General features: G+C 72.8%; 19 protein-coding genes and 1 pseudogene. 7 read left to right on the top strand and 13 right to left on the bottom strand.

What is annotated here, in order from left to right; translation table 11 throughout:
- Nucleotide 1: 1 nt before the first annotated feature.
- The 6 genes from MQE23_RS32230 to MQE23_RS32205 form a co-directional block, all read right to left on the bottom strand.
- Nucleotides 2–2,176 (bottom strand): serine/threonine-protein kinase, encoded by a 2,175-nt coding sequence (locus MQE23_RS32230; RefSeq protein ID WP_243380957.1) that lies wholly within the window; start codon nucleotides 2,174–2,176, stop codon nucleotides 2–4.
- Nucleotides 2,177–2,293: 117 nt separating this feature from the next.
- On the bottom strand, nucleotides 2,294–5,410 hold the full coding sequence (locus MQE23_RS32225; RefSeq protein WP_243380956.1) for an efflux RND transporter permease subunit: 3,117 nt from the start codon (nucleotides 5,408–5,410) through the stop codon (nucleotides 2,294–2,296).
- Nucleotides 5,411–5,570: 160 nt separating this feature from the next.
- Nucleotides 5,571–6,254: a response regulator transcription factor gene (locus tag MQE23_RS32220; protein ID WP_243380955.1), complete on the bottom strand. Its 684-nt coding sequence runs from the start codon at nucleotides 6,252–6,254 to the stop codon at nucleotides 5,571–5,573.
- The gene (locus MQE23_RS32215) at nucleotides 6,251–7,471 is read right to left on the bottom strand and encodes a sensor histidine kinase (RefSeq protein ID WP_243380954.1); all 1,221 of its coding nucleotides are present in this window, start codon (nucleotides 7,469–7,471) and stop codon (nucleotides 6,251–6,253) included. Before MQE23_RS32215 ends, MQE23_RS32220 begins: the two co-directional genes overlap by 4 nt.
- Nucleotides 7,472–7,685: 214 nt before the next feature.
- A complete protein-coding gene (locus tag MQE23_RS32210) occupies nucleotides 7,686–7,964 on the bottom strand; it encodes a hypothetical protein (protein WP_020275855.1) in 279 nt (92 codons plus the stop codon).
- A gap of 23 nt (nucleotides 7,965–7,987) precedes the next feature.
- Nucleotides 7,988–8,773, bottom strand: coding sequence for a PspA/IM30 family protein (locus MQE23_RS32205; protein WP_082320038.1), 786 nt, complete (start codon nucleotides 8,771–8,773; stop codon nucleotides 7,988–7,990).
- A gap of 337 nt (nucleotides 8,774–9,110) precedes the next feature.
- On the opposite strand from MQE23_RS32205, the gene MQE23_RS32200 reads away from it, so the two are divergent.
- Together MQE23_RS32200 and MQE23_RS32195 are read left to right on the top strand one after the other, a co-directional pair.
- Nucleotides 9,111–9,710 carry a DUF3043 domain-containing protein gene (locus MQE23_RS32200; RefSeq protein ID WP_020275853.1) on the top strand — a complete coding sequence of 200 codons (600 nt, stop codon included), beginning with the start codon at nucleotides 9,111–9,113 and terminating at the stop codon, nucleotides 9,708–9,710.
- Nucleotides 9,711–9,793: 83 nt separating this feature from the next.
- The gene (locus MQE23_RS32195; RefSeq protein ID WP_020275852.1) at nucleotides 9,794–10,495 is read left to right on the top strand and encodes a methyltransferase domain-containing protein; all 702 of its coding nucleotides are present in this window, start codon (nucleotides 9,794–9,796) and stop codon (nucleotides 10,493–10,495) included.
- 44 nt (nucleotides 10,496–10,539) lie between these two features.
- Here the strand turns inward: MQE23_RS32195 and MQE23_RS32190 are convergent, their stop codons facing one another.
- Entirely contained in the window at nucleotides 10,540–10,752 is a 213-nt protein-coding gene (locus tag MQE23_RS32190; protein WP_020275851.1) for a hypothetical protein, read from the bottom strand.
- Between the two features lie 223 nt (nucleotides 10,753–10,975).
- Here MQE23_RS32190 and MQE23_RS32185 point away from each other — a divergent pair, with 223 nt between their 5' ends.
- Nucleotides 10,976–12,175 (top strand): bifunctional adenosylcobinamide kinase/adenosylcobinamide-phosphate guanylyltransferase, encoded by a 1,200-nt coding sequence (locus MQE23_RS32185; RefSeq protein ID WP_020275850.1) that lies wholly within the window; start codon nucleotides 10,976–10,978, stop codon nucleotides 12,173–12,175.
- 37 nt (nucleotides 12,176–12,212) lie between these two features.
- Here MQE23_RS32185 and MQE23_RS32180 read toward each other — a convergent pair whose 3' ends face one another.
- Nucleotides 12,213–13,259, bottom strand: coding sequence for a class I SAM-dependent methyltransferase (locus MQE23_RS32180; protein WP_243380953.1), 1,047 nt, complete (start codon nucleotides 13,257–13,259; stop codon nucleotides 12,213–12,215).
- Between the two features lie 170 nt (nucleotides 13,260–13,429).
- Here MQE23_RS32180 and cobT point away from each other — a divergent pair, with 170 nt between their 5' ends.
- Together cobT and MQE23_RS32170 are read left to right on the top strand one after the other, a co-directional pair.
- On the top strand, nucleotides 13,430–14,548 hold the full coding sequence (gene cobT, locus MQE23_RS32175) for a nicotinate-nucleotide--dimethylbenzimidazole phosphoribosyltransferase (protein ID WP_243380952.1): 1,119 nt from the start codon (nucleotides 13,430–13,432) through the stop codon (nucleotides 14,546–14,548).
- A 141-nt stretch (nucleotides 14,549–14,689) separates the two neighbouring features.
- Nucleotides 14,690–15,313, top strand: a pseudogene (locus MQE23_RS32170) (hypothetical protein); the annotation flags it as partial.
- Between the two features lie 25 nt (nucleotides 15,314–15,338).
- Here the strand turns inward: MQE23_RS32170 and MQE23_RS32165 are convergent.
- Nucleotides 15,339–16,103: a hypothetical protein gene (locus MQE23_RS32165; RefSeq protein ID WP_020275847.1), complete on the bottom strand. Its 765-nt coding sequence runs from the start codon at nucleotides 16,101–16,103 to the stop codon at nucleotides 15,339–15,341.
- A 60-nt stretch (nucleotides 16,104–16,163) separates the two neighbouring features.
- Here MQE23_RS32165 and MQE23_RS32160 point away from each other — a divergent pair, with 60 nt between their 5' ends.
- Entirely contained in the window at nucleotides 16,164–16,946 is a 783-nt protein-coding gene (locus tag MQE23_RS32160; protein WP_243380951.1) for an adenosylcobinamide-GDP ribazoletransferase, read from the top strand.
- A 108-nt stretch (nucleotides 16,947–17,054) separates the two neighbouring features.
- Nucleotides 17,055–17,660 (top strand): RDD family protein, encoded by a 606-nt coding sequence (locus MQE23_RS32155; protein ID WP_020276923.1) that lies wholly within the window; start codon nucleotides 17,055–17,057, stop codon nucleotides 17,658–17,660.
- Here MQE23_RS32155 and MQE23_RS32150 read toward each other — a convergent pair.
- The 4 genes from MQE23_RS32150 to pelF are packed head-to-tail and all read right to left on the bottom strand — an operon-like array spanning nucleotide 17,620 to nucleotide 22,077.
- The gene (locus MQE23_RS32150) at nucleotides 17,620–18,396 is read right to left on the bottom strand and encodes an endo alpha-1,4 polygalactosaminidase (RefSeq protein ID WP_020276922.1); all 777 of its coding nucleotides are present in this window, start codon (nucleotides 18,394–18,396) and stop codon (nucleotides 17,620–17,622) included. The two genes, MQE23_RS32155 and MQE23_RS32150, sit on opposite strands and share 41 nt — an antisense overlap.
- Nucleotides 18,393–19,052, bottom strand: coding sequence for a spherulation-specific family 4 protein (locus tag MQE23_RS32145; RefSeq protein ID WP_037673539.1), 660 nt, complete (start codon nucleotides 19,050–19,052; stop codon nucleotides 18,393–18,395). Before MQE23_RS32145 ends, MQE23_RS32150 begins: the two co-directional genes overlap by 4 nt.
- Complete coding sequence (locus tag MQE23_RS32140; RefSeq protein ID WP_243380950.1) at nucleotides 19,049–20,557, bottom strand: hypothetical protein; 1,509 nt, start codon at nucleotides 20,555–20,557, stop codon at nucleotides 19,049–19,051. Before MQE23_RS32140 ends, MQE23_RS32145 begins: the two co-directional genes overlap by 4 nt.
- On the bottom strand, nucleotides 20,554–22,077 hold the full coding sequence (gene pelF, locus MQE23_RS32135; RefSeq protein WP_037673536.1) for a GT4 family glycosyltransferase PelF: 1,524 nt from the start codon (nucleotides 22,075–22,077) through the stop codon (nucleotides 20,554–20,556). The genes MQE23_RS32140 and pelF overlap by 4 nt, the downstream gene beginning before the upstream one ends.
- Nucleotides 22,078–22,145: the final 68 nt, after the last annotated feature.

Below are 22,145 nucleotides of genomic sequence, written 5' to 3'. Positions count from 1 at the left end.
GTCACCCCGGGACGGCTGTCCGCTCGGGGTCGGCGGGGTCGATACTGAAGACGCCGCCGCCCGGCGTGGCCAGGATCAGGGTGCGCCCGCTGACCAGCACCTCGGGGCCGTTCTCGGCGGCGGACGGCTCCCGTCCGGCACGCGGCGGCGTCTGCCACAGCGGCGTGCCCTTGCGGGCGTCGAGGGCCGCCATGCGGCCGTCGGCACCCGCCACGTAGACAGTGCGCGTCCGCGCGTCGTAGGCGGCCGGACCCGGCTGCCCCACGCTGCTCCGGGTCTTCCACCGCGCGCTGCCGGACGCGGGCGACACGGCGGTCACCTCGCCGCCCGACGAGGTGAACCACAGGGTGCCGCCCGCCAGGGTCGCGTCCCCGTGGAGCCTCTCGGCCGGCCTCGTCAGGGTGAGAGAGCCCGTGGCGTCCATCAGCACGATCTCGTCGTACGCCGTTTCACCGCCCGGCGCCTGCGTCGAACTCTCCCTCAGAAAGACCAGTTGCCCGTCGTAGGCTCCGAGCAGGTCGGTGTCGTCCGCCGGTGCCGTGAGCCGCCGCGTCGATCCGTCGGCCGGGTCGAGGGCGACGATGACGGAGTCCTGACGGTCCCCCTGGGACTCCGAGAAGCACTCCAGATACAGGCTCCCGCCGGCCGGGGTGAGTCCGCAGGAATGATCCTTGGGCAGCGGGGCCGTCCAGCGCTCGGTGCCGGTGCGCGGAGAACGCGCGGTCAGGGTACGGCCGCTGCCGCCGTCCGGCAGCACCACCAGGTCGCCGACCATGACCGGGGCGGCGTGCGTGTCACGCACCGCACGGGACCACAGGCGTTCGCCCGTCGTGGCGTCGAGCGCGACGACACTGGTCAGATCGTGGCCGAGCGAGCCCCGCGAGGACACCTGCCGCACCAGCACGGTGTCGTCGCGGACACCGAGGACGGTGGAGGAGTACGCCCCCTCACCGGTTCCGGAGGGTGCGACATCGGCCCGCCAGACGGTCCTGCCGGTCCGCCCGTCCAGACGTACGGGAAGAATCCGGTCGCCGCCGCAGTAGACCGCGTCCTCGGAGACCTGGCAGACGGGACCGGAGTCGGCGCCGTCGGCGCCGTCCAGTGCCTGCTTCGCGCCGCGCGCGGCCGACTCGTACACGGTGGTCTGCCAGGGCCGCCAGGCCTCCGGGCTCCCGCCGCCCGCCTGTCCCGGGCCGATCAGCGAGTAGGCCGTCAGTCCGAGCACCAGAGTCGCGACCGTGCCGATCGCGGCCGGCAGTGGCCAGGGGCGCCCGCGGCGGGCCGGGGCCGAGGTGTCCGCCGGGCCGGGACGGGGTCCGGGCCGGTCCCTCCGCAGCAGCACGGTGGACGCGTCGTCCGCCTCCGGTCCGGGCAGGGCCGTCGCGAACCCCCGGGACAGCTCGTCCAGTCCGGGCCGGTCCGCGGCGTCCTTGCTCAGGCAGCGCTCCAGCAGCTCGCGCAGCGGCTGCCCCACCCCCTCCAGCACGGGTACGTCGTGAACCACCCGGTAGGCCGTCAGGTACGGGCTGTCCGCGTCGAAGGGGCCGCGGCCGGTCACGGCGTACACCAGCAGGGAACCCAGTGAGAAGACGTCCGAGGCCGGGCCGACCGTACGGGCGTCGACGAGTTGTTCGGGCGACATGAAGGGCGGAGTGCCGATCATCTGGCCGGTCTCGGTCAGCGTCTGGTGGTTCTCCGCCGCGCGGGAGATGCCGAAGTCGATGACACGGGGCCCGTCCTCGGCGAGCAGGACGTTGGCCGGTTTCAGGTCCCGGTGCACCACACCGGCCCGGTGGATGTCGCGCAGTGCCTCGACCAGGCCCAGGGCCAGCCCGCGCACTTCGGCGTCCGGCAGGGCGCCCCGGTCCCGGATCCGCCGGGCGAGCGAGGGCCCGGGCACGTACTGGGTCGCCATCCAGGGCAGCGCCGCCTCGGGGTCCGCGTCCAGGACCGGTGCGGTGAAGGCTCCGCTGACCTTGCGGACGGCCGCGATCTCCTGCCGGAACCGGGTGCGGAAGACGGGGTCCGCGGCGTACTGGGCATGCACCACCTTGATGGCCACGTCCCGGCCCGAACGCGCCCGGCCCCGGTAGACGACGCCCATGCCCCCGGCCCCGAGCCGGTCGAGCAGCCTGTAGCCGCCGATCGACTTCGGGTCGTCGCTGTGCAGCGGCACGCCCGAATCACCTTCCCCCGTAAAGCCGTTCGAGCCCACAGGATACGTAACGGCACATGGCGGCGGCCGGGCACCGACCGTGGAGGTCCGGTGCCCGGCCGCCGCCGGATCAGGCCGTCACACGCCCGCGTGCTCCGGCTCCGCCGCGTCCGTGCGCTGGGCCGGCAGGCCCTTCTTCGCCGCCCGCTTCTTCGCCCGGCGCTCCTTGCGGAGTTCGAACATCGCGTACAGCGTGGGCACCAGCAGCAGCGTCAGCAGGGTCGACGTCACCAGGCCGCCGATCACGACCACGGCCAGCGGCTGGGCGATGAAGCCGCCCTCGCCGGTGATGCCGAGGGCCATCGGCAGCAGGGCGAAGATCGTCGCCAGGGCCGTCATGAGGATCGGGCGCAGACGGTGCCGGCCGCCCTCGACCACGGCCTCGACGACGCCGTAGCCCTGCTTGCGGTACTGGTTGATCAGGTCGATCAGCACGATCGCGTTCGTCACCACGATGCCGATCAGCATCAGCATGCCGATCATCGCGGGGACGCCCATCGGCGTGCCGGTGGCCACCAGCAGGCCGATCGCGCCGGTGGCCGCGAACGGGATGGAGACGAGCAGGATCAGCGGCTGGACCAGGGACCGGAAGGTGCCGACCAGCAGCATGAAGACGATCGCGATGGCCGCGAGCATCGCCAGGCCCAGGTTGGCGAACGCCTCGTCCTGGTCCTCGGAGACACCGCCGATCGACGCCGTGGCGCCGTCGGGGAGCTTCAGCGCGTTGATCTTCGACTGGAGCTTGGTGCTCACCGCGCCCGTGTTGTCGCCGGTCGGCTTCGCGGTGATGGTGGCCGCGCGCTGGCCGTCGATACGGGTCATCGACACCGGGCCGTCGACCAGCTTCACCGTCGCGATGTCGTCGAGCTTCACCGGGCCCAGGCGCAGGTCCTGGAGCTGCTTCAGCGTCGTGGCGGGCTTGGCCGAGCGGATGACGACGTCGCGCTCGGTGTCGTCCAGGACCGCCTTGGCGGCCGTGGTGCCGCGGACGGCCTGGGCGACGGCGGCGCCGAGGGTCTGGTCGTTGAAGCCGGCCGCGGCGGCCTTGTCGTTGGCCTTCACGGAGATCCGGGGCACGCTGGTCGCCAGGTCGCTGGTGACGTCCGTGACGTCGTCGAGCGAGGCGACCGTCTTGCGGACCTCCTCGGACGCCGTGCGCAGGACGTCGGCGTCGGCGGCCTTCACGACCACGCTGAGGTCCTGGGCGCCGAAGCCGTCACCGGCGGTGATGGTGGTCGTGCCGATGCCCTTCAGACCGGCCAGGCCCTTCTCGATACGGTCCTGGACGTCCTCGTACGACGCCGAGTCGTCCAGCGTCACCTGGTACGAGGCCTGGTTGGTGTCCGTACCGCCGCCGAAGGCCGCCATGAAGCCGGACGAGCCGATCGTGACCTGGTAGTTCTTCACGCCCTTGGTGTCGCCGAGGAGCTGCTCGACCTTCTTGGCCTGGGCGTTGGTCGCCTCCAGGCTGGTGCCGGGCTTCAGCTCCTGCTTGACGGTGAGGACCTCGACCTCGCCCTGGTCGAAGAAGTTCGTCTTCAGCAGCGGTGCCATGCCGAACGTGCCGACCAGGACGACGATCGCGATGGCGACGCTGGTGAGCCGGCGGCGGGTCGCGAAGCGCAGGACCGGGACGTAGATGCGCTGGAGGCGGCTCTTGGCCTCCTTCTCCTCGGCGAGCCGGCGGGCCTCGTCCGCGTCTTCCGGAGTGCCCTTCGGGGGCCGCAGGAACCAGTACGACAGCACCGGCACAACCGTCAGCGAGACGAGCAGAGACGCCAGCAGCGCGGCCGTGACGGTGAGGCTGAACGAGCCGAACAGCTCGCCCACCATGCCGCCGACCAGGCCGATCGGCAGGAACACCGCGACCGTGGTGAGCGTCGAGGACGTCACCGCGCCCGCGACCTCGCGCACCGCGTTGAGGATGGCCGAGTGGCGCTCCTCGCCGTAGCCGAGGTGGCGCTTGATGTTCTCCAGGACCACGATCGAGTCGTCGACGACGCGGCCGATGGCGATGGTCAGCGCGCCCAGCGTGAGGACGTTCAGCGACAGGTCGCGGGTCCACAGCACGATCAGGGCGAGGACGACGGACAGCGGGATGGACACCGCCGTCACGAGGGTCGAGCGGATCGAGGCCAGGAAGACCAGGATCACCAGGACGGCGAAGAGCAGACCGAGCGCGCCCTCGGTGGTGAGGCCCTTGATGGACTTCGACACGGCCGGGCCCTGGTCGCTGACGACCGTGAGGGTCGCGCCGGAGCCGAGGTCCTTGCGGAGGTCGGGGAGCTTGTCCTGGACGGCGTCGGAGATCGCGACCGCGCTGCCGTCGCGGTCCATGGTGACGGCGACGGAGAGGCTGGGCTTGCCGTCGGTGCGGGTGATGGAGTCGGCCGGGGCCTCCTGCTGCTTCACCGTGGCGACGTCGGCGAGGCGCACCGGCTTGCCCTTGCCGGGCTCGCCCGTGACCATCAGGTCCTGGATCTGCTGCAGCGACGTGAAGCCGCCGCCGACCTGGACGGTGCGGTTGGCGCCGCCCTCGTCGAAGGAGCCGGCCGGGACGGTCGCGCCGCCCGCCTGGAGGGCCTGGACGAGGGACTGCGAGGTGAGGCCCGCCTTCGCGAGCTTCGCCTCGTCGGGCGTGACGGAGACCTGAACGTCCCGCACGCCGTCGACGGTGACCTGGCCGACGCCGTCGATGCTCTTCAGGTCCGGCACGACGGTCTTGTCGAGCTGGTCGGCCAGGGCCTGCTGGTCCCGGTCGGAGGTGACGGCGAGGACGACGGTCGGGATGTCGTCCGTGGAACCGGCGACGACCTGCGGGTCCACGTCGTCCGGGAGCTGCACACGGGCCCGGTTGACGGCCTGCTGGACGTCGGCGACGAGCTGCTCGGTGCCGTTTCCGTAGTCGAAGGACGCCATGATCACGGCGTTGCCCTCGGTGGCGGTGGAGGTCACCCCGCTGATGCCGTCAACGGCTTCGAGGCTGTCCTCGATCGGTTCGACGACCTGCTTCTCGACCACGTCCGGGGACGCGCCCTGGTACGGCGCCAGCACGGACACCATGGGCAGTTCGATGGTGGGCAGCAGTTGCTGCTTGAGCTGGGGTATCGCGATCGCCCCGAAGACGAGCGCGATGATCGACATCAGCCCTATCAGGGCCCGTTGCGCGAGGCTGAATCTCGACAGCCAGGACATGGGTCAGGGTCTCTCTTCTGTTTAGCGGCAGAAGCGGCAGCGGGCGCGCAGATGAGCGCCCGCCCTTACACCCTGAGCCATCGGTGGGGGCCGATCCGTAGGCCCCAGGTCCCGTTCCTTATGCGTTGCATACTCCGGCCGCAGTACGCCCGGGTAGAGCTCACTCCACCCTTGGACGGACCAGGCCGGATTCGTACGCGATGACCACCAGCTGGGCCCGGTCCCGGGCACCCAGCTTGGCCATGGCCCGGTTGACGTGCGTCTTCACCGTCAGCGGGCTGACTTCGAGCCGCTCGGCGATCTCGTCGTTGGAGTGGCCGCCCGCGACCTGGACCAGCACCTCGCGCTCCCGGCCGGTGAGCGAGTCGAGGCGTTCGCCGCGTGCCGGGTCGCGGTCGTCGTCGGCCGGGTCCTCCTGGGCGAGGAAACGGGCGATCAGGCCCGTGGTGGCCGCCGGGGACAGCAGTGCCTGACCGCCGGCCGCCGTCCGGATCGCGGTCAGCAGTTCCTCAGGCTCGGAGCCCTTGCCGAGGAAGCCGGAGGCGCCGGCGCGCAGCGACTGCACGACGTAGTCGTCGACCTCGAACGTCGTCAGGATGACCACGCGGACGTCGGCGAGGTCGGGGTCCGCACTGATCATGCGGGTCGCCGCGAGGCCGTCGGTGCCGGGCATCCGGATGTCCATGAGGACGACGTCGGCGCGCTGCTCCTTCGTCATGCGCACCGCCTCCAGACCGTCGGAGGCCTCGCCCACCACCTCCATGTCGGGCTCGGAGTCGACGAGTACGCGGAAGGCGCTGCGCAGCAGCGCCTGGTCGTCGGCGAGCAGGACACGGATCGTCATGCGGGGTCCTCCCCGGGTGTGCGGTTCTTGACCGGCAGGATCGCATGGACACGGAAACCGCCGCCGTAGCGGGGACCGGTGGTGAGGGTGCCGCGCAGGGCGGTGACGCGTTCGCGCATGCCGAGCAGCCCGTGCCCGCCGCCGTTGTCGTCCCGGGTCTCGTTCTCGCCGGTGCCGTCGTCGAGGACGGTGATCTCGATGTTCGGTCCGACCCGTACGACGCTGACCTCGGCCTTGGCCTGCGGCCCGGCGTGCTTCTGCACGTTGGTGAGGGCTTCCTGGATGATCCGGTAGGCGGCCAGGTCGACGGCTGCGGGCAGGGTGGTGCCCTGGTCTGCGCGGGCGACCTCGATGTGCAGGCCGGCGTGGCGGAAGGTGCCGGTGAGTTCGTCGAGGCGGTCCAGGCCGGGGGCGGGTTCGGTGGGAGCCTCGGGGTCGCCGGACTGGCGGAGCAGGCCGACGGTGGCGCGGAGTTCGTTGAGCGCGGAGCGGCTGGCCTCCCGGACGTGGGCGAGGGCCTCCTTGGCCTGGTCGGGGCGCTTGTCCATGACGTGGGCCGCGACGCCGGCCTGGACGTTGACCAGGGCGATGTGGTGGGCGACGACGTCGTGCAGGTCACGGGCGATGCGCAGGCGCTCCTCGGCGACCCGGCGGCGGGCCTCCTCCTCGCGGGTGCGTTCGGCGCGCTCGGCGCGTTCACGGATGGCCTGGACGAAGGCGCGGCGGCTGCGGACGGCGTCGCCGGCGGTGGCGCCGATGCCGGTCCAGGCGAAGATCGCGAGGTTCTCCTGGGCGTACCAGGGGAGGCTGCCGGCGGCCATGGCGGAGCCGGTCAGCACGGTCATGGTGAGCAGGCCGACGCGCCAGGTCGTGGGGCGGTCGGTGGTGGAGGCGACGGTGTACAGGGCGATGACCGCGGACATGGCGACGGGGGCGCGGGGGTCGCCGGTGACGGACTCGACGACGGAGACCGTGCCGGTGAGGCAGAGGACCGTCATGGGGGCGCGGCGGCGGAAGACCAGGGCGGCGGCGCCGAGGGCCATGAGGACGAGGCTGAGGGGGTCGGGGGTGCGCAGGGCCCAGCTGACGCTGTCGCGATGCCGGGGTTCCACGAACGAGCCGGCGACCATGCAGGCCAGGACGGCTGCGGCCAGGACCGCGTCCATGGCCAGGGGATGTGCTTTGGCCTGGCGTTTGACCCGCTGGAGGGTGCTCACGGGGGTTCACGGTAGCCGGGGTGGGTGTGCGGGGGTATGGGGGGCCGGGGGTCGGAAGGCCGGTTGTGAGGTGGCTCGGCGTGGGGGCTGGGGCGGGGCGATTGCGCAACCCGGCGCGGCGGGGTGCCGCCCGCGCCCACCCGTGCCGCCCTGGGGGCACCTCCCAGGCCCTCAAGGCACTGGGGGAGGCACGTATGCCCGCGGTTACGCAGCTTCAGCCCGGGATCAGGCCGTCGTCGCTCAGCAGGTCCCGGACCTCGTCCAGAGTCGCGTCCGGAGAAGGGAGGATCAGTTCCGACGGTTCCAGGGAGTCGTCGGGCAGCGGTTCGCCCAGGTCTCGGACCCTGGTCAGCAGGGCCTGGAGGGTGCGGCGGAAGCCGGGGCCGTCGCCGTTCTCCATTTCCGACAGGAGCTCGTCGTCCAGCTTGTTCAGTTCGGTGAGGTGGCCGTCGGCCAGCCTCACCTGGCCCTCCCCCATGATCCGTACGATCATGTCGCCCTCCTAGGCGTGGGCCCCTACTGCTTGTCGAAGCGCGGGGTGTCCTGCGGCTGCTGCTGGGACTGCTGCTGGCTCGTGCCACCTTCGAGGGCCTGCTGCCCACTGCTCGAACCACCGGCCAGCTCGGCCTTCATCCGCTGCAGTTCCAGCTCTACATCCGTACCACCGGAGAGCCGGTCCAGCTCGGCCTGGATGTCGTCCTTGTGCATGCCGGACTGGTCGTCGAGGGCACCGGAGGCGAGCAGCTCGTCGATCGCGCCGGCGCGGGCCTGGAGCTGGGCCGTCTTGTCCTCGGCGCGCTGGATCGCCAGGCCGACGTCGCCCATCTCCTCGGAGATGCCGGAGAAGGCCTCGCCGATCCGGGTCTGCGCCTGGGCCGCGGTGTACGTCGCCTTGATCGTCTCCTTCTTCGTACGGAAGGCGTCGACCTTGGCCTGGAGCCGCTGGGCCGCGAGGGTGAGCTTCTCCTCCTCGCCCTGGAGCGTCGCGTGCTGGGTCTCCAGGTCGGTCACCTGCTGCTGGAGGGCGGCACGGCGGGACAGCGCTTCGCGGGCCAGGTCCTCACGGCCCAGCGCGAGCGCCTTGCGGCCCTGGTCCTCCAGCTTGGTGGACTGGGACTGCAACTGGTTCAGCTGGAGTTCCAGTCGCTTGCGCGAAGTCGCCACGTCGGCGACGCCGCGGCGGACCTTCTGGAGCAGCTCCAGCTGCTTCTGGTACGAGTAATCGAGGGTCTCGCGCGGGTCCTCGGCCCGGTCAAGGGCCTTGTTCGCCTTCGCGCGGAAGATCATCCCCATACGCTTCATGACACCGCTCATGGGCTTCGCGCGCCCCCTTCTGACCGACTCCGGCTCCAGCACCTGCGACAGAACCCACAGTACGGGCCCTGCATCCATTACCGCACTGTTCGGGGACGGATGCGCTCATCCCCAAGGACGACTGAACACGCTCCCGCTCCGGCGTAGGGAGTAGGTGGTCCCCGGGGTCACCGGGGATACCCCCGGTAACCGGAGCCGTACCTCCCGGGGAACGACCGGGTGCGTACGCAACGTCCCCTCTGTCCCCTTACAGACGACTGGTGTTGCCGGATCGTTCCCCACGGGACTGGGGTCCATGCCCGGGAAGCCCTTACCCTTGGGTTTTGTGTTCCGTAGCCGTGCGAAGGATGAGAAGGCCCAGGCAGCCGACAAGGCGCCGGTGAACTTCTCCAAGCAGCCCCGCGACCCGCAGGCCCCGAAGGGCAGGCCCACGCCCAAGCGCAGTGAGGCCCAGTCCCAGCGCCGCAGCGTCGCCAACACGTCGATGACGCGGAAGGAGGCTGCCAAGCGGCAGCGCGAGGAGCGCCGCAGCGCGTTGGAGCGCCAGCGCCAGGCGCTGGCGAGCGGCGACGAGCGGTACCTGCCCGCGCGGGACAAGGGACCGGTCCGCCGGTTCGCGCGCGACTTCGTCGACTCGCGGTTCAACATCGCGGAGTTCTTCCTGCCGATGGCCGTCGTCATCCTCGTGCTGAGCATGGTGCGGGTGGCCGCCCTCCAGAACATCGCGCTGCTGCTGTGGCTCGTGGTGATCGTGCTGATCGTGCTCGACTCGTTCGTCACGGCGTTCCGCCTGAAGAAGCAGCTGAACGAGCGCTTCGCGGGTGAGAACCGGCGCGGTGCCGTCGCCTACGCCCTGATGCGCTCTCTCCAGATGCGCCGGCTCCGGCTGCCGAAGCCGCAGGTCAAGCGCGGAGAACGGCCCTGACCGCGACGGCGTTCTCCGGGGGTGCGGCGGATGCCTGGCTGGACAAGCTGGGCGGGCTGCGCGATGTCGTCCGGCAGGAGCTGGTGGCCCGGCAGCTGGACGAGCAGATAGTCGGACGGTTCCCGGTCGGGCAGCGGCTGCGGGTGCTCGACGTGGGCATGGGCCAGGGCACGCAGGCGCTGCGGCTGGCCCGGGCCGGGCACCAGGTGACCGGTCTGGAGCAGGACGCGAAGATGGTCGCCGTGGCCCGGGAGTCCCTCGCCGGGGAGCCGGAGGGCATCCGGGAGCGGATGCGGATCATCGAGGGCGACGGCCGGGACACCGGCGTGCACTTCCTGCCGGGGAGTTTCGACGTGGTCCTGTGCCACGGGGTGCTGATGTACGTGGAGGAGCCCGACCCGCTGCTGGCGGGCCTGGCCCGGATGCTCGCGCCCGGCGGGCTGCTGTCCCTGCTCGTGCGCAACGGGGACGCGCTCGCGATCCGGCCGGGGCTGTCCGGCGACTGGGCGGGCGCGCTGGCCGCGTTCGACACGGTCTCCTATCGCAACCGGCTGGGGCTCGACGTACGGGCCGACCGGCTGAAGGACCTGACGTCGACACTCGCCGGGATCGGGGCACCGCTGCACGCCTGGTACGGGGTGCGCGTGTTCACGGACACGGCGGCGGACGGCGCCGAGGCCCCGGCCGACGTGGAGACGCTGCTCGCGGTGGAGGAGAAGGCCGGGCGGACGGATCCGTACCGCGGGGTGGCGGCGCTGCTGCACCTGTGCGGCGTGCGCGGCTGACGCACCCGGAGGAGGGGCGAGGGCCGTCGGCCCCCGCCCCGGGCTCACGCCTCGGCCGCGTGCAGGCTCATCGGCCCGTAGATCTCCGTGGCGTCCTCGAACAGCCGCACCTGGTCGGCACCGCCTTCCAGCAGGGCCTTCCAGTGCTCCCCGATCCAGGACTCGGCGTCCCCCTGGGTGGGGAACTCCTCCGGCGGCACCGCGGGCTGGACCTCCGTCCCGTCGGTCTTCTCGAACCGCCACGTCCATGCCGCCATGTACGCCTCCCATGTGTGTGAGCACACTGCACAGCGGAAGCCGGATCTTGGTCCGGCTCCTGTCCAGAGCCTATGCGCTCCGCTGGGTTCGGCGTTATAGGCCTGGTGGGAGCGCGGGTGGTCGGGCGCGTGCGGGTCGTGGGGGTTGATCACGCAGTTCCCCGCGCCCCTATCGGGGCGTCTCCATCACGCATGTCCCATGCGCACGGGTGAGAATCGGGGCGTGGAACTGACTCTGCTCGGCACCGGCGCCCCCGCGGGGCTCCCCCGCCCCGACTGTCCCTGCGCGGCCTGTGCGGCTGCCCTCGGCCCCGACGCGCGGGCGGCCACCGCGCTGCTCCTGGACGGGGCGCTGCTGCTCGACCTGACGCCCGGGGCCGCCTTCGCGGCGGCGCGGGCGGGCCGTTCCCTGACCGGCGTGCGGCAGGTGCTGCTGTCGCATCCGCACCACGGGCCGGCCCTCGAGGTGCCGGCCGGGCTGCCGCAACCCGGACGGGTGCCGGACGGGCGGGAGTTGACGCTGCTGACGGGGCATCGGGTGCGGGCGGTGGCGATGGACGCGCCGGGGACGGGGTACGCGGTGACCGGGCCGGAGGGGCAGCGGCTGCTGTATCTGCCGCCGGGCGGGGCGCCGGCGGGGCTCGAGGCGCCGGCCGAGTCGTACGACATGGTGCTCGTGGATGTCGTGGGGCGGCCGGACGCGCTGGCGAAACTGCGGGCGGTGGGCGCGGTGGGGCCGACGACCGATGTGGTCGCCGTCCATCTGGACCACGACGTGCCGCCCGGGCCGGAGCTGGGGCGGCGGCTCGCGGCGGCCGGGGCGCGGGCCGTGCCGGACGGGACGACGCTGGCGGTGGGGGCCTACGAGGACGTGCCGGACGTGCCTCGGCGGACGCTGGTGCTGGGCGGAGCGCGGTCGGGCAAGTCGGTGGAGGCCGAGCGGAGGCTGGAGGCCTTTCCGGACGTGCTGTACGTGGCGACGGGCGGGTCGCGCAACGGGGACACCGAATGGTCGGCGCGGGTGGCCGCGCACCGGGAGCGGCGGCCGGGGTCGTGGCAGACGGTCGAGACGTGCGATCTGGTGCCGTTGCTGGAGGCGGAGGGACCGCCGTTGCTCATCGACTGTCTGTCGTTGTGGCTGACGGATGCGATGGATGCGGTGGGGGCCTGGGACGACGCGGTGTGGGCGGAGCGGGGGGAGAAGGCGTTGCGGGAGCGGGTGCGGGAGTTGACGGAGGCGGTGCGGTCGACTCGGCGGACCGTTGTCGCCGTGTCGAACGAGGTGGGGTCGGGGATCGTGCCGTCGACGGCGTCGGGGCGGCGGTACCGGGATGAACTCGGGCGGTTGAACACGGGGTTCGCGGACGAGTGTGAGCATGTGCTGTTGGTGGTGGCGGGGCAGGCTGTGGTGCTGCGGGGGTGAACGGTGCGCGGCCTCCGGGCTGGGGTAAGGCCCGCAGCTAGGTGGCTTTGCGGGCGATCACCCGGTACGCGTTCGCGAAGCGGGTGCGGCGGGCCACGGGGGCCAGGAGGTGGTCTGCCACCGCTGCCAGGGTCACGAGTGGGATGCCCGCTCGGAGCAGGGCCTCGCGGAGGTGTTGGCGGGCCAGGGGCGGGGGGACCGCTCGCCAGGGGGTGTCGGGGGCGGGGAGGGTGTGGGAGAGGGCCAGGGCCGTGGCGCCGGAGAGGTCGTGGGGGATGTGGACGGGGCGGTGGTCCAGGAGGGCGATCGTGCAGCCGGCCGCCTCCAGTTCCGCGCGGAGGTTGTGCGGGGGGATCAGGTGCAGATGGCGGGGCTGGTCGTAGGCGAGCCACCAGCGGCCCAGTAGGGCGGCGTACAGGCTGCGGGGGGTCAGGGTCTCGATGAGCAGGTGGCCGCCGGGGCGCAGGACTTCGAGGGCGGCGTGGAGTTCCGCACGGGGGTCGGGAGTGCCCTCCAGGTGGTGGAGCATGCTGACCACGTCGTAGCGGGCGCGCAGGGGCGCCGAGATCCGGGGGTCCGTCAGTCGGCCCACATGGGCCTCCTCGACGCGTTCGGCCGAGCGGGCGCGGACCACGCGCGGGGTGTGGTCCAGGCCGTCGAACGAGGTGTAGGGGAAGAACTCCTGGGCCGTCACGGGAAAGCGGGCGTGGCCCGTGCCCACGTCCAGCCAGCTCTCCGGCTCCCCGAACCGCAGCATCGCGCGGGCGGCCGAGCGGTGGCGGAGCCGGCTGCCGCGCAGCGCCAGGAGGGTGTCGGCCGCGACGTCCCGGGGCGCTCCGCGCACCATCCGGTGGTAGAGCGCGAGTCCCTCGAAGGTGAGGCGGGGGTTCTGGAACGTGTGGCCGCAGTCCCGGCATGCGTCGACGGTGAAGCTGCCCGGGTTGTATCGCCGCAGGTCACTGGTGCGCAGCCGGTTCCGCAGCCGGGCGGAGCCGCACCAGGGGCAGTCCTCGCGGCGCGGCTCGTGGACCCGTGTGGTCGCTTGGGAGGCGGGGAGTGCGGAGGGGGCGGGATGTGTGGGCATGGGCGGCTCCCGGGCGCGAGGCGTACGGCAGGGACGTCCGACCCACCGCGTACGACAATCCACTGCAAACCGGAACGTATGGGATGGGGATCTCGGGTGCAACGACGTCGCCGCCGCGGAGTCGTGATGTGGCGCCGTGCTGTTCGACCGGTGCCGGTACTGTTCGGCGAATGAGCTCGCTTAATCTCGACGACTTCACCGATCTGATCGAGCGTCCGGACGGCGGGGTGCGCCGTGACGCCGAGGCGCGCCGGGAGCGGCAGATCGTGCCGCCCGGGTCGCTGGGCCGCCTCGATGACCTGGGTGAGTGGCTGGCGGCGGCGCAGTCCGCCGTGCCGGTGCGGCCGATCGAACGGCCGCGGGTGGTGCTCTTCGCCGGTGACCACGGCGTCGCCGAGCTGGGCGTCTCGGCCCGGCCGGCGGGCGGCGCCGGGGAGTTGGTGCGTGAGGTGCTGGAGGGCGGCCGGCCCGTGTCGGTGCTGGCGCGGCGGCTGGGCGTGCCGGTGCGGATCGTCGACATGGCCCTGGACTGCGACCCCGAGTCCCTGCCCGAGGACGTCGTGCGGCATCGGGTGCGGCGTGGCAGCGGGCGCATCGACGTCGAGGACGCGCTGACCCTTCAGGAGGCCGAGGCGGCGTTCCGGGCCGGGGTCGCGGTGGCCGACGAGGAGGCCGACTCCGGTACGGATCTGGTGGTGCTCGGCGATGTGAGCGTGGGCGGGACCACGGCGGCGGGCGTGCTGGTCGCGGCGTTGTGCGGGGTCGACGCGTCGGTCGTCACCGGCCGGGGCGGGCTGGCGATCGACGACCTGGCGTGGATGCGCAAGTGCGCGGCGATCCGCGACGGGCTGCGCCGGGCCCGGCCGGTGCTCGGGGACCAGTTGCAGCTGCTGGCGGCGGTGGGCGGAGCCGACCTCGCCGCGATGACGGGCTTCCTGCTCCAGAGCGCGGTGCGGAAGCTGCCGGTGGTGCTCGACGGGGTCGTGACGGCCGCGTGCGCGCTGGTCGGGCAGCGGATCGCGTTCCGGGCGCCGGACTGGTGGCTGGCCGCGCACGACAGCGGCGAGCCCGGACAGGCCAAGGCGCTGGACCGGATGGCCCTGGAGCCGCTGCTGACGCAGGGCGTGACCGTCGGCGAGGGCGCGGGCGGCCTGCTCGCGCTCCCCCTGGTGCAGGCCGCGGCCGCGCTGGCGGCGGAGCTGCCCGAGAAGCCGAAGGAGTCCGAGGCGCCGGAGACCGCGGAGGCTCCCGACGCGTCGGAGGCCTCGGAGGTTCCCACCGAGCAGTAGCGTTCCGGGAGATCCTGGTCACGCACACCTGGCTCAACTTCGTCCCCTTCCGGTCGGTCTTCGCGTGTGGTGTCGGTTTGACTGAGCCACAGACACCGCGCACACCCGCCGACGTACCGACATCCGGACGAGGACGACCCGATGACCACGCTCGCCCGCTGGGCCCGCGCCGAATGGGGGCCCCTGTACGCGGCCGTGCGCGGGCCGCTGCGGGAGCGGCGCCTGCGGGCCGTGCCGACGGCGGTCACGGCCGTGTGCCTCACGGCCGCGCTGCACGTGGTGCACAACCAGTCCTGGGGCTACCGGTTCGTGCAGGACATCGGGGCGGTTCGGGCCGAGGACCCGCTGTGGCTCGCACTCCTGCGTACTCCGCTGTCGCTGTTCGTGCCCGCCCTGGACCTGCCGGTGTGGGGCGCGCTGGCACAGCTCCTGCTGGTGTTCGGCATCGCGGAGCTCTGCCTGGGCGGGCGGCGGACGCTGCTCATCGCGTACCTGGCGACGCTCGCGGGCACGCTGTACGCCCGCCTGGGCATCTGGCTGGGCCCGGACTCCCCGCTGGGACTGCCCGCCTCGGACGCTCAGGTCGTCGACACCGGGCCGTCGGCGGCGGTGGTGGGACTCGCCGTCTACCTGGGATGGCACTACCGCGCGTACGTCACGGCCGGGGCGGTGATCGTGGCGATGGTGGCCGAGGTCGCCGTGAAGGAGAACCTGGCGGGCAAGGAGCACCTGGCGGCGATCGCGGCCGTACTGGTGGTGTGCGCGGGCGGAGCGGTGCGCCGGCGGCGCGTCAGTGGTGTTCGAGGGACCGGGTCGGCTGCTGGTCGGGCGCGCCGCCGATCCAGTCCTGGAACGCGCGCCGGGGGCCCAGCCAGCGGCGGTCGTGGCGGTAGGCCCGCAGGCCGGACTTGGCGCGGGCGCGGGGGCGGCGCCGGTAGAAGCGCTTGGCCCAGTAGGAGCCGGGGCGGGCCAGCCGTACGGCGCCGATCAGGGCGATGACGGGGACGATCACGCCGAAGACCGCGAGGCGGGTCTTGCCCTTGAACAGGGCGATGAGAGCGAAGACGAAGTTCACGACGATGTTCACGATCACAGTGGCGCGGTTCTGCTCCTGGTCGTCCGAGAGGTCGTTGACGCCCAGGGGCGAGAAGCCGATCAGGAGCAGTCCGACGAGGGAGGCGGTGAGGACGACCATCTCGACGCTCTTGCGGCCGGCCTCGGTCCAGTAGACGTCGGCCAGGTGCAGGACCAGGGCGAACTCGTCGAGGACGAGCCCGGCGCCGATGCCGAAGATCACCGCGGCCAGCCCCGAGCCGAAGCCGTGCTGGCCGGCGGCGACCGCGCCGAAGCCGCCGGCGATCGTCAGGATGACCCCGGGGACCACGTGGTGAACGTGGACACCGCTGCTGCTGCTGACGTTGCGGAAGGGACCCTTGCCCGCGCGGATGAGGCGGGTGATCCCCCGGGTGATCAGGAAGGTCAGCACGAAGGAGACGAGGGCGAGGAGCAGCGGCAGCTTGCCGGGTTCGATGATGTTCCGCTCCAGCCATCCCATATGTGAACTTTATCCTCGGCCACCGCATCCGCTCTTCTGACCGGCGGGTAGCCTGCGCCGGTGCCCAGAATCTCGCCCCTCGACGGTCTCCGCTTCGCCTTCGGCACCCTCACGGTGATCCCGGTCCGGGTGACCCGGTGGGACCGGGAGGCCGCGCGTGGCGGCATGCTGGGCGCTCCTCTGACCGGGCTCGCGGTCGGTGCCGCCGCCGCCGCCGTCGGGCTGGTGCTGCTGTTCCTCGGTGCTGGTGGACTGCTCGCCGCCGTGGCCACCGTCGCCGTCCCCGCCGTCCTGACCCGGGGGCTGCACCTCGACGGGCTCGCGGACACCGCCGACGGGCTGGGCAGCGGCAAGCCGGCCGAGGACGCCCTGCGGATCATGAAGCAGTCGGACATCGGGCCGTTCGGGGTCCTCACCCTCGTCCTCACTCTGCTCGCGCAGGTCGCCGCGCTCGCCCAGGCCTACGACGCCTCCTGGACCCGGGGCGCGTGGGCCGCCGTCGTCTCCGCGACGGTCGCCCGGCTGGCCCTGACCCTGGCGGCCCGGACCGGGGTGCCGGCGGCGCGGCCGGAGGGGCTGGGGGCGGCGGTGGCGGGTGTGGTGCCGGTGCGCGGGGCGGTGGTCGCCGCCGTGGCCGTCGCGGGAGCCGCGGCGGCGGCCGGTGCCCTCCTCGGGCCGTACGACATGGCCAGGAGCGTGCTCGCGGTCGTCCTCTCCCTGGCCGCAGCCGAGGCGCTGCTGCGCCACTGCACCCGCCGCTTCGGCGGGGTCACCGGGGATGTCTTCGGCGGTCTGGCGGAGACGGCGGCGACCACGGCGCTGGTCGTTCTTGTGCTGGGCTGAGCCGGACTTCTGTCACCGGGCTGAAACGATCTCTCGGTCCCCCTCCTGCCCGGGCCGCCCAGCCGCTAGCTTCCTGCCCCGGAACACACAAGTGATCGGGGGACGTTCATGCCGAAGCTGCGCCGTGCCGTGGCCTGGGCCGTCGACTTCGCACTGGTGGTGGCGCTGGCCTCGGCGCTCGCCGTGCTCACCTTCCACCGGATCTCGGCGCTCGTCACCGACGTGCCCGAACTCGCCACCCGTAGCGGCCTGGACCTGCTGACCTCGCGCGGCGACGTGCTCGACGCCTCCCAGGACCTGGGGCTGACGCTGTGGGACAAGTCGGTGCTGTACGTCGAGCAGGCCTTCGGGCTGCTGGTGCTGGCGGTGTTCCTCTACCAGTGGGCGTGTCTGGCCCTGGCCGGGCGGACGGTCGGCAAGGGCCTGGTCGGGCTGAAGGTCACGCCGCGGCTGCCGCGCCGGGCGGCGCGGCGGGCCGCCGTCACCACCGCAACGGACGTCGCCGTGTACGCGGTGGCCTGTGTGCTGCTGGTCGAGGGTCAGGTCGTGCTGTCGGTGCTGGTGTGGGCGGTCGCGGTGGTGCTGTTCCTGCTGAACGCGCTGCCGGTCCTGTCCCCCAGCGGCCGGTCCCTCGCCGATCGGGTGGCGGGTACGGCGGTCACGGGGCTCTGGCTCAGCACGCCTGTCGCCACGCCCCTAGTTCGTACTTCTTGAGCAGCGAACTCAGTTTCAGACGGCGGGACTCGGCGCAGAAGCGGCCGGTGGGCACCTCGTACTCGACGTGGAAGACGGCCTTGCCCGCCTCCACGAACGGCTTCAGGGCCCCGCACTCGTCGTACTGGGCGCACTGTTCGTTGACCGCGAAGTCGAAGTCCCCGACCAGCTCCGGGATCTGGTCCAGGTCGTTCTTCAGGCCGACGGCCAGACCCCGGTCGTGGGCCAGGCGGGCGATGAGGCGGTTGTAGCGGAGCTGGTCGGCGGCGGTCAGCGGGAAGCCCGTGTCGTTGCGGTAGCCGTCCATGTTGTCGGGCTCCACCGCGTCGAAGCCCTTGTCGCGGCACATGTCCATGCGGGCCGCCATGAGCGGCTCCAGGACGTCGGTGCGGCGGATGTCGAGCCAGCGTTCGCCCTCCCAGCCGTTGCCCCGGCCGAGCACCCGCTTCGGGAACTTCTTCGCGTCCGGGCGGAACTCCTCCCAGGCGCCGGTGGACAGATAGCAGATGACCTTGCGGTCCTCGCGGTGCAGCCGGGCGACGGTGGCCTCGGAGTGGTCGAAGCCGTCGATGTCGTAGACCGGCACGTCGACGGAGGTGTCCAGCCGGCCGCTGAGCTGCCACTGCCAGGCCGTGCCGGGGCGGGGCTGCCAGCGGGGACCGGGCTTGTCGTCGGGGCCCTGGGTGCATCCCGCGAGGAGCAGGACGAGCAGGGCGACGAGCAGGGGGCGTCTCACGGGGCGTTCTCCGGGTTGTGCAGGGTGTACGGCAGTGTGCCCCAAGGATGATCTCCGCTTCCGGGCACCGCGCAGTGCACCGCCGCGCCCCGCTCCCGCGCCAGGCGCTCGGGGTCGGCGCCGGGCGGCACGCCGTACACCAGGTGGCACAGCCGTACCCCGCTGTCGCCGGGCCGGGGCTGGGGAGGCAGGGCGCGGTAGGCCGCCCAGGTGCCCTCGAAGGTGACGAGGACGTCGGCGATGCGGGCGTAGCAGGGGTGCGGTGCCGTGCCGTGGTTGAGGACGAGGGTGCCGCAGCCGACGCCCCAGGCGGCCACGGCCAGCCGCTGGTAGTGCTCGAACTGCTCGGGCCCGGACGGGACCTGGTCGAGGAAGGCGCCGTCGGTGCCGTACCAGTCGCGGTGCCGGGTGAGGTCGCGGACGACGTCCGTGGCGGCGCGGCGGCCGTAGTCGGTGTCGGCGTACCCCAGCACCCGGACACCCGCCGTCTTCAGCCGGGCGGCGACCTCGGCGAAGGCCTCGTCGGGGCGGTCGCCGGGGCCGCTGGCCGGGTTGAGGACGACCCCGTAGAGGCGGGGCGCGGCCGCGACGATCGCGTCCCATTCGGCGGGGCGGGCGGACGGGTGCTCGTAGTACGGGACCAGGAGAGTGCTCATCGGTGGGCGGTTGCCCTCCCCAGCAGGGCGCACACCAGGACGGCCTGGACGACGGCCGCCGTGCCGCAGACGGCCGCACCGGCCAGGTGCGGATCGCCGGTGCGGGTGGCGAGGAGCACGGTCTGGGCGAGGGCGGCGGCGCAGCACACCGCCGTCGCGCCGGTCACCGCGCCGAACGACTGGAGCAGCAGGCCCGTCCACAGGACCACGCCCAGCAGGAGCAGCCCGGCCAGCCGGACGCCGCCCGGGACCGGGGACTGGGGCCACAGGGCGGAGACGGCGAGGCTCAGCGCGAGCAGCGCGGCGAGATAGGCGGCCAGGCACTGGACGACCGTCAGGGCCGTGGTCCGCCGGAAGTCCCGGGCCGTGCCGCTGGAGCGCAGCCCGGCGAGGCTGTCGCTGCGGAAGCGGTACAGCAACCACTCGGCGGGGCCCATGCTGAGGGTGAGCGCCACGGCGGCGGGCGCGGCGACCGCGCTGTGCTCCTCGCCGGCGAGGGCGTCGCCGAGCGCCGCGTACAGCACGAGGACGCCGGTGCCGAGTCCGAACAGGGCGTACGGCAGGGAGCCCGTGAGCCGGGGGCCGGCGGGGCGGAGGTGTGCGGGGGCGGTGCCGAACGCGCCGAAGGGGAGCAGGGCGACGAGTCCCGCGGTCCAGCCGGTCTCGTCCTTCAGGGCGGGCGCCACCTCCCGCAGCCCGAGCGCCGCGACCGCCACCAGGGAGCCCAGCAGCAGGGCCAGGCTCGCGGCCTCGGGCAGCGGGCCGACCAGGGACAGGACCGCGCCCGTCGCCATCGGTGCGAGCGCGGCCAGCAGGAACCGTTCGCGGCCCATCACCAGCAGGACGGTCGCCGCCGCCAGGTAGCAGGACTGCCCGGCGGCGAAGGCGACCACGGTCCGGGTGGCCCCGCCCGCGAACGCCAGCGCGACCAGTGAACCGAGCAGCGCACCGGCCGGGGCGCCGAGCAGCAGGGCTCGCCGGGCGGCCATCCGGTCGCCCAGGCCCAGCCAGGCGTACGCCCGGTGGGCGAGCCCCTGGTTCCACGTCCAGCCGCACAGTGCCCCGGCCAGGAGCGGGACCGTGCCCGCGGGGAGGCCGAGGTCGCCGGGGCCCGTGAACAGGGGTGCGCCGAGGACGTAGGCGAGGCCGGGCAGGGCGAAGACGACACCGCGCAGCAGGCAGCCCAGCAGGCCGATCCGCCAGGGGTCGTGGACCGGGCCGTCGGGCTCGGGGTGGCGGCGCTCGACCCGTTCGTAGAGGGTCTCGGCGAGGGCGAAGGAGTTCTTCACGCCGTACCGCTGGCGTATCTGGTCGTCGGAGAGGCCGTCGGACTCCAGCAGGGCGGCTATCTCGTCCGGGTGGACGGCCGCGGCTATGAAGTCCTCCAGGCGGACGGCGAGTTCGTCGACCGGGTCGGGCTGGGCCCAGCTGGGGGTGCGCTGCCGGGGGATTCCCGGGAGGGTGTCCGGGCGGGAGCCCGGGGGCAGCCAGACGCTTCCGCTCACCAGCCGGCCCCGTCCGTCGCGACGGCCGCGTACCAGGGATCGCGCAGTTCCAGGGTCCAGTCGGCCACGGTCTCCAGCGTCGGCTCGTACACCTCGTCCTCGCCCGCGAGTTCCTTGTAGATGGTGCGGAAGGCGTCCACCGAGCGGCGCAGCGTGAACCGGTCGATGACCCGCTGGCGCGACAACTCCCCCAGCTCGATGCGTCGCCCGTCGTCCTTGAGCAGGGTCAGCGCGGCGGCGGCCATCTTCTCCGGCTCGCGCGGCGGCACGACCAGACCGGTGTCGCCGACGGCCTCGCGCACTCCCCCGACGTCCGTGGACACCGTCGTACGGCCGCAGGACATGGCCTCGATGATGGAGAACGGGAAGCCCTCGGAGATCGACGACAGCATGACGAGGTGCCCGGCCGCGTAGGCCCGCCAGACCTCGCTGATGCGGCCCTCGAAGGTCAGGCCGTCGGTGACGCCCAGTTCGGCGGCGAGCTTCTCCAGGCGGGTGCGGTAGGCCTCGCCGCCGGGCGGGACCGGGCCGAAGAGCCTCAGCCGGGTCGCCGGGATCTCGGCGCGCACCATCGCGTAGGCGCGGATCAGGGTCTCCAGGTCCTTGATGGGGTCGATCCGGCCGCACCAGGAGAGGGTCGGGACCTCGGGCTCGGGGCCGGCGTGCGGGAAGGCGGCCGGGTCGACGCCGTTGTAGACCGTGCGGATCTTGTCGGCGTCGGCGCCGCCGCGCTCCTCCCACCGGCGGTTGTACTGGTTGCACGGCGTGATCAGGTCGGCGGCGCGGTAGCCGTGGGAGTTGAGCTCGCGGTAGAAGCCCAGCATGAAGGCCTTCACGGGCCAGCGCTGGGCGCCCTGGCGGTAGCCGAGGTAGCGCTCGCGCAGGTAGATGCCGTGCTCGGTGAGGAGGAACGGCACGCCGTCCAGGTGGCGGGCGGCGAGCGCGGGCAGGGTCGCGAGGCCGCTGCTGACGGCGTGCGCGACGGAGTCCTCGGGGATACGGACGCCGAGCGGGCGCAGGGCGTGTTCCAGCAGGTCGGTCGCGGTCAGCGCGTCGTGCACGGTGGGGCGGGCGGCGGCCGTCGGCAGATGCGGCATGGTCCATATCCACATCAGCGACCGCAGCGCCGACTCGGTGCGCAGCGCGGCCGGCAGGCGTCCGTCGCGGGCGAGTTCGGCCAGCTCGGTCAGGGACTCGCCGAAGTCGGCGTGCGAGCCGGGGTCGAGGAAGGAGAGCAGAAAGCGCTCGTAGGTCTCGGTGAAGCGGCGGCGGGCCCTGCCGTACGGGGGTCTGGCGCGGCCGGGGCGCGGGCCCCAGGTGGGGACCGAGGTGTGCGCGTAGACGTTGGGCGGCAGTTCCCAGGTGATGGGTTCGCGGCCGTTGCCGGTGAGCGAGACGAGGTGGAAGTCGACCTCGGGCATGCCCTTGACGAGCTGGTCGCACCAGGTGCTGACGCCGCCGTGGACGTGCGGGTAGGTGCCCTCCGTGAGCATGGTGACATGACGGCCTGTTCGCCTCATGCGGTGATTCCCCCTGTGGTGCGGATGATGTGCGGGGAACTGCATGCCCGGATGCCGAGTGCGGCTTC

The sequence above is a fragment of the Streptomyces sp. HP-A2021 genome (assembly GCF_022807935.1).
Lineage (GTDB): Bacteria > Actinomycetota > Actinomycetes > Streptomycetales > Streptomycetaceae > Streptomyces > Streptomyces afghaniensis.
The sequence above is the reverse complement of the archived record's forward strand: the minus strand, read 5'-3'. Positions and strand labels throughout refer to the sequence as shown.

Bases quoted from the DNA above. Each gene is read 5' to 3' on its own strand.
- MQE23_RS32205 (WP_082320038.1), bottom strand. From the start codon at position 8,773: ATGAAGCGTATGGGGATGATCTTCCGCGCGAAGGCGAACAAGGCCCTT.
- MQE23_RS32165 (WP_020275847.1), bottom strand. From the start codon at position 16,103: ATGGGATGGCTGGAGCGGAACATCATCGAACCCGGCAAGCTGCCGCTG.
- MQE23_RS32145 (WP_037673539.1), bottom strand. From the start codon at position 19,052: ATGAGCACTCTCCTGGTCCCGTACTACGAGCACCCGTCCGCCCGCCCC.
- MQE23_RS32190 (WP_020275851.1), bottom strand. From the start codon at position 10,752: ATGGCGGCATGGACGTGGCGGTTCGAGAAGACCGACGGGACGGAGGTC.
- cobT (WP_243380952.1), top strand. From the start codon at position 13,430: ATGAGCTCGCTTAATCTCGACGACTTCACCGATCTGATCGAGCGTCCG.
- pelF (WP_037673536.1), bottom strand. From the start codon at position 22,077: ATGAGGCGAACAGGCCGTCATGTCACCATGCTCACGGAGGGCACCTAC.
- MQE23_RS32225 (WP_243380956.1), bottom strand. From the start codon at position 5,410: ATGTCCTGGCTGTCGAGATTCAGCCTCGCGCAACGGGCCCTGATAGGG.
- MQE23_RS32220 (WP_243380955.1), bottom strand. From the start codon at position 6,254: ATGACGATCCGTGTCCTGCTCGCCGACGACCAGGCGCTGCTGCGCAGC.
- MQE23_RS32210 (WP_020275855.1), bottom strand. From the start codon at position 7,964: ATGATCGTACGGATCATGGGGGAGGGCCAGGTGAGGCTGGCCGACGGC.
- MQE23_RS32155 (WP_020276923.1), top strand. From the start codon at position 17,055: ATGCCGAAGCTGCGCCGTGCCGTGGCCTGGGCCGTCGACTTCGCACTG.
- MQE23_RS32180 (WP_243380953.1), bottom strand. From the start codon at position 13,259: ATGCCCACACATCCCGCCCCCTCCGCACTCCCCGCCTCCCAAGCGACC.